Below are 10,577 nucleotides of genomic sequence, written 5' to 3' on the forward strand. Positions count from 1 at the left end.
CTTTGAAACCCTTCTCGTCGAAGGCTTTTTTCATGGCATCATCCAGATACGGTTCTAGAATAGAGTAATCCCCGGTTTTCAAAGCATTAAATGTAGCTTTTGCGGTTTCCTCATATGGTTTTTCAGCCAGGACAAAATTCCCAAGAATGAGAATCATCATCAAAAACAGCACCCATCTTTTCATCTCCATCACCATACCTCGAAGTTCGAGGTAATTTTTGGTCGAAGTTGTATAAAAAGTTTATCCTCTTTTTAAGCACTGTCGTGATAAGGAGAATGCCTGTAAAAGAGACTAAAACTACATTGTATTTTATTGTTATCCTAACAGTGCCATTCTGTTCCGGCGAAAAGGTTTTAAGGCTGAAACCACCCGGTAAATAATGGTTTCAGCTTTCATTTCCCCTTCTTTTCCTGCAATAATAACAGAAACTTAAACCTAACGCCTCGACTGCTCGTCCTGACAGCATGGTTAGGATAAGAGGAATGCTTATGATGGTGCAAGTAAAAGAGAATAAAATACCGTTCTGCCTCAGCAGTCCCCATTCGGGCTTGTAAATCCCACATACCGGGGCATCACTAAAAACTACCTCACAAGACTATATAAAAATTACGGAAAACATGAGATGCCGAATTTTACGCTTTTTACCATCTACGAAACAGCCCATTATCAGCCCATAATTATCCTAACAGCACCTTAAAATTTAAGAAAGATTAAGATCCTTTAACTATCTGGGTTCCGGTTTTACCCTCTAAGGCTTCGACGGCTTTGTCCAACGCTGCAATTATAGCCCTCTCACCACCCCACTCAATGAACCTCATGGTTGCGAGGACTTTTGGCCCCATGCTCCCTTTCTTAAAGTGTCCCTCTTCATAATAGCGCCTCATCTCTTCAAAATTCACTTTCTCGAGCCACTTTTCTCCGGGCTTTCCGTAATTTATAGCGGCTCCATTAACATCGGTTAGAATCATGAAGATGTTTGCATTAACAACTTCCGCGAGCCTTTCTCCTGCTAGATCCTTATCTATAACCGCCTCCACTCCTTTGAGCTTGCCCTCCTCTTCAATTACCGGAATGCCTCCACCTCCGCTTGCTATAACTATAACGTCATTTTCCACGAGGCTTTTTATGACATCCCGTTCCACGATATCTTTTGGATCTGGTGAGGGAACTATTCTACGCCATCCTCTTCCCGAATCCTCTATTATTGTCCATCCTTTCTCCTTTGCGAGCTTTTTGGCTGTTCTCTCATCATAAAAGGGACCAACGGGTTTTGATGGGTTTTGGAATGCGGGATCGTCCTTATCCACAAGGACTTGGGTTACAACAGTTGCAACGGATCTTTCCACGCCTCTCCTTTTAAGCTCGTTTTTTATCGCCTGCTGGATCATGTATCCTATCTGTCCTTGAGTCATTGCTCCACATACATCCATTGGCTGTGCTGGGATGTCGTATTGGGCTCCCCCATCCTGCTGAAGGAGCAGGTTTCCAACCTGCGGTCCGTTCCCATGGGTTATTACAACCTCATAATCATTATCGAGTATTATATCGACGATTTGTTTTGCAGTTTTTTTCACGTTCTCCATCTGCTCTTCATAGGTACCTTTTTGTCCCCTCTGAAGAATAGCATTACCTCCCAAGGCAATTACAACCCTCTTCTTCATGGTACCCCCTCCATCACTGGTGTATAAACTTTCACATGAGGGCATAAAAGGGTTTCTTAGCTGTAAAATGCTTTATATAGGAAAAATTTCGGAAATTTTTGGATATTTGCTTTAGGAAGGTCAAATTTTTCTGGAGCTAGCTTTGTCTTTTTATCCCTTCACTTGGGTTAAATTTTAAAGCGTTGAGGGTTAGTTATTAACGGGGAGAAAGATGTTCGAGAGATTGGGAGAGATCCATGAGCTTTTAAACTTCATCTGGGGTACAGTTATAGAACTCAATGAGGAGCTTAGAGAGGAGTTGAAACCACAGGGATTTAGAGTTGACCTTGTGGAGGGTATTTTTAATGGATACGTCTTTTTGGATGGAGAATGGAGGGAGATGAAGTATCCCTACCCAGCATTTGAAATCAAGCCTCAGGGAGAGATTGGAGCTACAATTCAGGGTTTTTACATAGTCTTTGAGATTCTAAAGGATAAGGTGAACAAAGAGTTTCTGGAAGAGTTTCTCCTAAAGTTTCCAAAAAGCTACATCTATGGGGGTCCGGAGGATGTTTATAATCACAGGACAAAACCCGTGAGTTATAAGGAGATTTTTGAGGCTATGAAGGAAAGTGAAGAGAATGTTTTCAACTTTGAAGTCGAAGTCAGAGACTTCGAAAATCCAAAGGAAACCGTGAGGAGAGAACTTCGGAAATTCATAGAGCTCTTGAAGAAATATGAACTCTTGGATTTCACTGAGGAGGATTGAGATGACTAATTTTGACAGGTTTCCTGAAGAGCTTAGAGAGTATTATTTCGGCTTATTTGGGGAAGAAGCTGAGATTATTATGGAAAAGCTCTTGGAGCCGGTTGAGAAGTACTATATCCGGGTCAACACCCTCAAGGTGAGTCGTGAAAAACTTGTGGAGGAGCTTAAGAGGGAGGGTCTCAGGCCCAGGAGAAGCCCCCATATCGAGGAGGGCATCTATTTTGAAAGGGAGGGCCCGAACTTTCCCGATGACTACAATCCAAAGCTCCCCAGAGTTATCGTCAATAAGTTTGCAGCTGAGAGTGTTTATCAGGGAGCCAATTTATACGCGCCGGGTGTTTTAAAAGCAGATAAGGGAATAAAAGAGGGCGATGAAGTTCAAATAAGGGATCCTAGGGGGCTCCTTGTTGGGATTGGAGTTGCAAGTATGAACTACAAGGATATGGCGGTTAAGAAGAGGGGGCTTGCCGTGAAAATTACCAAGCCAAAATTCTCCCTTCCAAGTCTCAGCGAGCTTAAAAGTTATGAAAAGGGGTATTTCTACGCCCAGAGCCTTCCATCAATGGTTGTAACTCATGTCCTTGAGCCAAGTGAAGAAGATTTGATTGTGGATATGGCTGCGGCTCCTGGAGGAAAAACATCGCACATTGCTCAACTCCTTCAGAACAGGGGAGAGATAATAGCGATGGATAAATCAAAGAATAGGCTTAAGAAAATGGAGGAGGAGTTGAGGAGACTTGGAGTTAAAAATGTCAAGTTAATCCATATGGACTCTAGAAAACTTCCGGAGCTCGGGATCAAAGCCGATAAAATACTCCTCGATGCTCCGTGCACTGCTCTCGGTATAAGACCCAAGCTCTGGGAGAGCAGGACTCCCAGGGACATAGAAGCTACCTCACGATATCAGAGACACTTCATAAATGCCGCCATAAAGAGCCTCAGGAGGGGAGGGGTTTTAGTTTACTCCACATGCACTCTAAGTTATGAGGAAAATGAAGGCAACGTTCTCTACATGCTTAAAAAGGGTCTAAAACTTGAGGAGCAGAAGATTTTTATTGGATCTCCGGGAATAGGGATAAAGGGAGTTCAGAGGTTTTATCCCCACAAGCACATGACCCAGGGTTTCTTTATAGCGAGGCTCAGGAAGGTGGAATGATGCAAAAGAGGATGGGACTTATAGCTTTCGGAATCATCGTGATACTCGCCCTGATATGGTGGGCAGGGATAGATGAGACCATAAGCATCGTTAGGAGCACGAACTGGAAATATCTCTCACTCGCTATTTTGATGCAGGCGTTGGCGGTGATTGCATGGGCACTCCGATGGCGGGTCTTTTTGAATAGGGCGAATGTTAGGGAGAGCCTTTCGAGGGTACTTGTCGCGGTGCTTGTGGGAATATTTGTAAACAACATCACTCCAGGAGCCAGAGCGGGGGGAGAACCTGCCAGAATGTACGTGGTGAGCAGGGGAAAGGATGAAATTTATGGGAGAACCTTTGCCACGGTGATGGCGGATAGAATTTTGGATGCGATTCCGGTCATGCTTTTTACGTTCGTGGCATTTAAGTACGCCCTTGATCTTAAAATTCATGTTATTTTACTTATTCTATCAATTTCAACTCTTGTACTTCTCCTAATTCTTGGAATAAGCCTTTTATTTTCCTTCAACGAAAGGCTTGCTAAGGGCCTCTTGAGCAGGCTTCTGTCCCTCCTGAAGAGGGTGTTCCCTCACAAGTTCGCAGGGGTTGAGGAAAAAATCGAGAAAAAGTTTGAGAGGGGAATCATGGACTTCAGAAAGACACTTATAGATCTCTCCAAGGATAAAGTCGTGTTTTTTAAAACGCTCTTCTATTCCCTTTTTCTCTGGGTGGTCATGATGCTGAGGACGTTCTTTGTGTTCATGAGCATAGGGCATCCCTTAAAGATATATGAGGTTTTAATGGTGCAGATGGCGGGAATAGCCCTTGGTATGATTAGCATTCTTCCGGGAGGTATTGGAATAACGGAGGGTGTTAATTCCGCCCTCTATTTAAGCCTCTCTTTGGATAAAGGGGTGGCTGTTACTGCAACCGTCGTGGATAGGTTTATATCCTTCTGGCTTCCAACAATCGTTGGAGGAGCTATAAGCTTTTACCTGAGTGCAAAGGGTAGAAAGGCTTAATAGTTTTGAAGCATATTTACAGTTATCAGTATCTGGGGGAGTAAGATGAAATTCGGCATCGCTGCTCGAAGAGATAAGGAGGAAGCTTTGAAGCTCGCCTACCGTGTTTATGATTTTCTCAAAGTTAAAGGATGTGAAGTTTATGTTGATACGGAAACGTACAGCCACTTTCCACACTTCAACGAGGAGGATCTGGTCTCGCTGGAAGACATGAAGGTGGATGTCGTTATCGCAATCGGTGGGGACGGCACCATTCTAAGGATTGAACACAAAACTCGAAGGGATATACCGATTTTGGGCATAAACATGGGGACCCTTGGGTTCCTATCGGAGGTTGAGCCGTCCGAAACATTTTTTGCTCTCAGCAAGCTTTTGGAAGGGGAGTATTATGTGGATGAGAGGATCAAGCTCAGGACGCGTTTGAACTGGAAGGTCAAAATTCCGGATGCTTTGAACGAGGTTGCGGTGTTAACTGGAATTCCCGGCAAAATAGTGCACCTTAAATACTACGTGGATGAGAATGTGGCGGATGAGATAAGGGCGGATGGCTTGATAATCTCCACTCCCACGGGTTCAACAGGATATGCGATGTCTGCAGGGGGCCCCTTCTTGGATCCTAGGATTGATGGCATAATAATTGCGCCTTTGGCACCTATAACCTTGAATGCTCGACCCATGGTGATTCCAGCGAGCTCTGAAATATCCGTGGATATTTTGAGTATAGATAGGGAGGCAATACTTGCGGTCGATGGTCAGTTCTACACTTATCTTGATCCCGGGGTTAAGATAAAAATAAAGAAATCGCCCCGGAAGACGAAATTCATAAGGTTTTCTGAATCATTATACCCTCATTACCTAATGAAAATCAAGAAAAAGTTTTAAGTCCACGTAACCTCAACTTCGTCCGTTCTGAACTTTTGCTTGACAACTGTTTCTTCCAGCTTGAACTTTATCCCCGCTTTAAACATTTTCAAGCCCGTATATGCTATCATGGCTCCATTATCCCTGCAGACCTCAAAAGGGGGTACGAAGAACTTTGCACCTCTATCCTCAGCCATATCTTTTAGCATTCCCCTTAGGCGTTTATTAGCGGCAACACCACCTACAAGAACAACTTCATTTTTTTCCGTGTGTGCTAAAGCCCTCTCCGTAACTTCAACCAGTGCAGCAAAAGCTGTCTCTTGAAAGGAGTAAGCCAAATCTTCCACCCTATATTTCCCGCTTTTATATTTCCTTACAGCTTCGGTTAAGATTCCAGAAAAACTGAGATCCATTCCTTTAACCGCGTAGGGTAGCTCTATATACTTATTTCCTTTTTGGGCAAGCTCCTCTATCCTTGGCCCTCCCGGAAAGCCTATGCCAAGTTCCCTTGCAAACATATCCAGGGCGTTCCCTATCCCTATGTCGAGGGTTTCTCCAAAAACCCGATATCTCCCTCCTTCAAGAGCGATAACTTGGGTGTTCCCTCCGCTTACGTAAAGTCCGACAGGGTCTTTAATATCTCCAAAGAGTTTGCTTATCTCTACATGAGCTATGCAGTGGTTGACACCCACTATAGGCTTGTTGTACCTGAGGGCAAGGGCTCTCGCCGCGGTTGCAACGACCCTCAAAGCGGGCCCCAAACCCGGGCCCTGGGAGAATGCTACAACATCCACATCCCCCATGGATATTCCAGCATCTTTGAGTGCCTTCTCCAGGAGGGGCTTTAAGAGCTTTGCATGATGTTCCGCTGCTTCCTTTGGATGGATTCCTCCTCTTTCCGTGGTGAGGGTGTCAAATACGTTGGCCAATATCTCCTTCTCGGTCACGATCCCCATACCGAGTGTATGTGCTGTTCCTTCAATGCCTAGGGCTATCATGTATAACCCTTAACGGCTCCGATTTAAAAAACTTGGGTTAAAGTTAATAAGTTCGAAAGTCAAGTAACCAATTTAGAGGGCAACTTTTAAATATTGAGTTGGCATAACACTGTGAGTGATAACGGGGGGAAGGTGTATGAAGTTCACAACGCTCAAGCTTGATATGGGTAAGGGGAAGATTAATAGCGAGGAATTCGAGAAGACAGGGATCTACGGCATCATAGATTACGCTCTGTACCTTCATGACGAGGTTTATAAGACCTATGAGATGGACCCATATGATCCTAAAAACATAACCGTCTTTGGAAAGGGTGCCTTTGCCGGGAGCGCTTTACCGGGTGCTCATAGATTGATGTTTGTCTTCCGCTCACCCCTGTGGGGAGGCGTATTCCCATCTGCAATGGGTGGAGCGGCTTACCAATTCCAGCGGGTTGGTGTCGATTTTGTAACGATAGAGGGAAAGGCCGAAAAGCCAACCGTTGTAATTCTCAAAAACGATGGTGAGAACATCAATGTGGAGTTCTATCAGATTGAGGAGGATAAGCTTCTGGAGATATGGAGGGGGTACAAGGGAGAGGAAGGCGTTTATGCACTCACTCAATACCTGATAGATCATTTGGGTCAGAAGTTTGAAGGTATGGAGTACAGGATTGCATGTGTTGGTCCTGCTGCCATGAACACTAACTTTGGAGCAATATTCTCTCAAACTCTTAGGAAGGGTAAGCGTTTGGTGGGCAGTGAGGACTGGGCCGCCCGCGGAGGTTCCGGAAGTGTTCTATTTAGGGCTCATAATGTTGCAGCCATAATCTTTGGGGGAAAAGCTGGAAAAGAATTCCCTGGGGAGGATATAAGCAAGATGGGCAACGTCAAGCCCATAGTGGAGGGAATCCACAAGAAGCCCATGTTCGAGGTTATCGGAGAGAAGACGGTTAAATACAAATACAATCCAAAGCTTAAGACGGGAGGAACCTTTGGAGGAAATTATCCTGCTGAAGGGGATTTTGTTCCAATTTTAAACTGGCAGATGCCATATATTCCAAAGGAGGAGCGCATTAAGATTCATGAGAATATAATGAAGCTTTACTGGGAGCCCTTTAACAAGGAGGCTATAGAGACGAAGAACTGGACTACTTGTGGGGAACCATGTCCTGTAGCATGCAAGAAATATGCTAACGGGCATCACATAGAGTACGAGCCCAGGGAAGCTAATGGGCCTTTGAGTGGTACTATAACTTTGAGGGCGAGCGATATTAGCGTTCATGCCGTTGATGCTATGGGCTTTGATGCTATCGAGTTTGGAGGAACGGCGGCATGGATCTTGGAGCTCGTTCATAGAGGGTTCCTGAAACCGGAAGAGGTTGGTATAAGCGGAATGCCCGAGTTCACAAAGGAGGCGCTCATGGAGAGGCCTGTGGAGTCGAGTGAAAGGAATGCAAAGCTGGTTGCCGAGCTCGCTCGTAAGGTCGCTTTTGCGGAGAACGAGATTGTGAAGTTAATTGGTGCTGGCAAGAGGAAAGCTTCAATTATTCTTGATGAGAAGTTTAAGGACAGGCTTCCCTATGGGGAGAGCTTTAAGGATTATGGTGTCTTCACACCGCTTGGAGAGGATGGGGAGATAACACCAACTATGTACTGGGCTATGGGGAATTACATTCCTTATCCAATCCAAGGACGCTATTGGACTTTCTATCAGTTTGGTGTTTTCCTCGAGCCTGAAGAGCTTGCCCAGAAGAGCCTCGCAAGTGCAATATGGGAATTCTGGTACGACAACATTGGCTGGTGCCGCTTCCATAGGGGATGGATGAAACCCATTCTAAAGGCTCTCTTCATGGAGGCTTATGGGGAAAACGTGGATATGGAGGAGCACTCAAAGAAGCAGTTAAGAAAGCTTGTGAATTATGCAAAGAAAGCAGGCTATGAGCCCGTTTTCTGGGACTCGATGAGAGTAATTGACCTTATAGCTAGAGGAAGCGAGGAGTTTGGAAACGAGAAGTGGGCAGAGCGCTTTAGGGTGGACAAGGTTGGAACAGCTAAAGAGTACCTGAAAAGAGTTTTAAACGAGTACAGCAATAGGCTTGGTGTTGACTGGAGCATTTGATTTCTATTTAGTTGTTTCTTTTTTTGATTTGATGGACTATGAATAGTACAAAACTTTATAAATATAGTGGACTATTTATAGTACATGATTGAGAAGAGGATATGGGGCACAATTATATCCGATTATCTGGAGTGGGAGGTTAGTTTGGTTGAACGTGAAAGGGAATATGAGCTTCCAAAAGTTTCTAGGGCGTTAGCCGTTATTGGACCAAGAAGGGCTGGAAAGACTTATTTTATTTTCCAGATGATACATGACATTCTAAAAAAGGGTATTGAAAAAGAAAGAACCCTCTATGTAAATTTTGAAGACCCGAGACTCGTTGGGGCTGAACTCAACGATTTAATGACAATGCTGGAAGTATACTACTCAATGTTTCCGGAGAATGCTAAAAGAGTGTGTTATTTTTTCTTAGATGAAGTTCAGAATGTTGAAGGATGGGAGCGATTTGTGAGATTCCTCCTTGATAAGGGGCACAAAGTTATTATTTCGGGCTCTTCTGCGAGGCTTCTCTCGAAAGAAATAGCTACAGAGCTCAGGGGCAGGAGTATTAAACTAATGATGTATCCTTTCTCATTCAAAGAACTCTTAAAAGCAAATGGAATTGATGTAAAACAATTCTATTCCACCTATGAGAATGCAAAAATAAATCAGCTCTTACAAGACTATCTCTTTTGGGGAGGATATCCAGAGGTTGTTTTAAATCCCTCTTTAAGAAGGGAGATTCTCAGAGAAATAATTGACTCCACTATTTACCGGGATATTGTGGAGAGATGGCATGTAATGAACCTTAAAGCCCTGAGACTACTTTTTAAAATGCTTGTTTTTTCATCGCACCTCACAATTTCTAAAGCATACAAAAACATGAGAAGTCTCGGTATCAGTGTTGGAAAAGAAACTTTAGCCAACTATCTGTCTTATTTAGAAGACTCATTAGTGTTTTATCCTCTCTATCCTGCAGTTAAATCTTACAAACTAAGGGAGATGCTAGGATTTAAGCCGTATATCGTTGACAATGGGCTGGCTTCTGTTCTTGGACTTGAAGACAGGGGAATGCTGTTTGAGAATTTAGTGTTTTTCGAGCTTTTAAAGAGAGGTGCTGAGCCCAATGAGAATTTGTTTTATTACGTGACACGGGATAAAGGGGAAGTGGACTTTCTTCTCTCCAATGAAAAGCTCATCCAAGTTTCTTACGAGCTCAATGAGAAGAATAAGGAAAGGGAGATTAAAGCATTGGTTAAAGCGAGCAATGAGCTTGGCATTGGTGATTTGATGGTAATTACATGGAGGCAAAAAGGGAAAATGCAAATAAAGGGCAGAACTGTGAAGATTGTCCCTATCAGAGAGTGGCTCCTTGGGCAAAGCATTTAAGCTTTAAAGTAGATTCACTTTAGGTGATACCTGTGAAGCTGAAAGAGCCGATTATAGCGATTAACTTTAAGACCTACATCCAGGCAACTGGAGAAGGCGCTTTGAGGATAGCCAAGGCCGCTGAGAAAGTGTCCAAGGAGACGGGAATTACATTCGTCGTTGCTCCTCAATTGGCCGACCTCTACAGGGTTGCTCAGGAGGTTGAAATTCCTGTTTTTGCCCAGCACATCGACCCAATAACACCCGGAAGCCACACAGGCCATGTTTTGCCGGAGGCTGTTAAGGAAGCCGGTGCCGTTGGAACGCTCCTGAACCACTCTGAAAACAGGATGATTTTAGCGAATCTTGAGGCATCAATTGCCAGAGCCAAGGAGCTCGGCTTGATGACAATGGTGTGCACGAACAATCCAAAGGTTAGCGCTGCTGCCGCTGCTCTTGAGCCCGACTATGTTGCCGTCGAGCCCCCAGAGCTCATAGGAACGGGAATTCCTGTTAGTAAAGCTCAACCAGAGGTGGTCACAAACACGGTGGAGCTCGTTAAGAAGGTCAACCCAAGCGTAGGTGTTCTCACGGGTGCGGGCATCTCAACGGGCGAAGATGTTAAGAAGGCTTTAGAACTGGGAAGCGTTGGCGTCCTCTTAGCTTCTGGCGTTACGAAGGCAAAAGACCCGGAGAAAGCTAT

Annotated in this window: 9 protein-coding genes and 1 pseudogene; 7 read left to right on the forward strand and 3 right to left on the reverse strand. The window is 44.4% G+C overall.

Translation table 11 applies throughout. The features are described from left to right. A pseudogene (locus ACXJGZ_RS00005) lies at nt 1-190 on the reverse strand (DUF3887 domain-containing protein); the annotation flags it as partial. A gap of 521 nt (nt 191-711) precedes the next feature. Beyond that, complete coding sequence (gene arcC / locus ACXJGZ_RS00010) at nt 712-1,662, reverse strand: carbamate kinase (RefSeq protein ID WP_456397693.1); 951 nt, start codon at nt 1,660-1,662, stop codon at nt 712-714. 211 nt (nt 1,663-1,873) lie between these two features. Between arcC and ACXJGZ_RS00015 the strand changes: the two genes are divergently transcribed. The 4 genes from ACXJGZ_RS00015 to ACXJGZ_RS00030 are packed head-to-tail and all read left to right on the forward strand — an operon-like array spanning nt 1,874 to nt 5,452. After that, nucleotides 1,874-2,410, forward strand: a complete 537-nt coding sequence (locus tag ACXJGZ_RS00015) for a DUF3201 domain-containing protein (RefSeq protein WP_456397694.1) — start codon at nt 1,874-1,876, stop codon at nt 2,408-2,410. A gap of 1 nt (nt 2,411) precedes the next feature. Further along, nucleotides 2,412-3,566, forward strand: coding sequence for an RsmB/NOP family class I SAM-dependent RNA methyltransferase (locus tag ACXJGZ_RS00020; RefSeq protein ID WP_456320676.1), 1,155 nt, complete (start codon nt 2,412-2,414; stop codon nt 3,564-3,566). Further along, nucleotides 3,566-4,570, forward strand: a complete 1,005-nt coding sequence (locus ACXJGZ_RS00025; protein WP_456397695.1) for a flippase-like domain-containing protein — start codon at nt 3,566-3,568, stop codon at nt 4,568-4,570. The genes ACXJGZ_RS00020 and ACXJGZ_RS00025 overlap by 1 nt, the downstream gene beginning before the upstream one ends. Before the next feature lie 45 nt (nt 4,571-4,615). Further along, nucleotides 4,616-5,452 (forward strand): NAD(+) kinase, encoded by an 837-nt coding sequence (locus tag ACXJGZ_RS00030; protein ID WP_456320674.1) that lies wholly within the window; start codon nt 4,616-4,618, stop codon nt 5,450-5,452. Here ACXJGZ_RS00030 and ACXJGZ_RS00035 read toward each other — a convergent pair. Continuing rightward, a complete protein-coding gene (locus ACXJGZ_RS00035; RefSeq protein ID WP_456320673.1) occupies nt 5,449-6,429 on the reverse strand; it encodes a bifunctional N(6)-L-threonylcarbamoyladenine synthase/serine/threonine protein kinase in 981 nt (326 codons plus the stop codon). The genes ACXJGZ_RS00030 and ACXJGZ_RS00035 overlap by 4 nt on opposite strands. Nucleotides 6,430-6,565: 136 nt before the next feature. Here ACXJGZ_RS00035 and gor point away from each other — a divergent pair, with 136 nt between their 5' ends. The 3 genes from gor to tpiA all read left to right on the forward strand — a co-directional run. Further along, nucleotides 6,566-8,527, forward strand: coding sequence for a glyceraldehyde-3-phosphate:ferredoxin oxidoreductase (gene gor, locus ACXJGZ_RS00040; protein ID WP_456397696.1), 1,962 nt, complete (start codon nt 6,566-6,568; stop codon nt 8,525-8,527). A gap of 84 nt (nt 8,528-8,611) precedes the next feature. Continuing rightward, nucleotides 8,612-9,895, forward strand: coding sequence for an ATP-binding protein (locus ACXJGZ_RS00045; protein WP_456320671.1), 1,284 nt, complete (start codon nt 8,612-8,614; stop codon nt 9,893-9,895). A 32-nt stretch (nt 9,896-9,927) separates the two neighbouring features. Further along, the coding region (gene tpiA, locus ACXJGZ_RS00050; protein WP_456397697.1) for a triose-phosphate isomerase at nt 9,928-10,577 on the forward strand (650 nt) is incomplete at its 3' end.

This window comes from Palaeococcus sp. (in: euryarchaeotes) (assembly GCF_053987695.1).

Coding starts and splice junctions, on each gene's coding strand:
- arcC (WP_456397693.1), bottom strand. CDS start 1,662: ATGAAGAAGAGGGTTGTAATTGCCTTGGGAGGTAATGCTATTCTTCAG.
- ACXJGZ_RS00015 (WP_456397694.1), top strand. CDS start 1,874: ATGTTCGAGAGATTGGGAGAGATCCATGAGCTTTTAAACTTCATCTGG.
- ACXJGZ_RS00020 (WP_456320676.1), top strand. CDS start 2,412: ATGACTAATTTTGACAGGTTTCCTGAAGAGCTTAGAGAGTATTATTTC.
- ACXJGZ_RS00025 (WP_456397695.1), top strand. CDS start 3,566: ATGCAAAAGAGGATGGGACTTATAGCTTTCGGAATCATCGTGATACTC.
- ACXJGZ_RS00030 (WP_456320674.1), top strand. CDS start 4,616: ATGAAATTCGGCATCGCTGCTCGAAGAGATAAGGAGGAAGCTTTGAAG.
- ACXJGZ_RS00035 (WP_456320673.1), bottom strand. CDS start 6,429: ATGATAGCCCTAGGCATTGAAGGAACAGCACATACACTCGGTATGGGG.
- gor (WP_456397696.1), top strand. CDS start 6,566: ATGAAGTTCACAACGCTCAAGCTTGATATGGGTAAGGGGAAGATTAAT.
- ACXJGZ_RS00045 (WP_456320671.1), top strand. CDS start 8,612: ATGATTGAGAAGAGGATATGGGGCACAATTATATCCGATTATCTGGAG.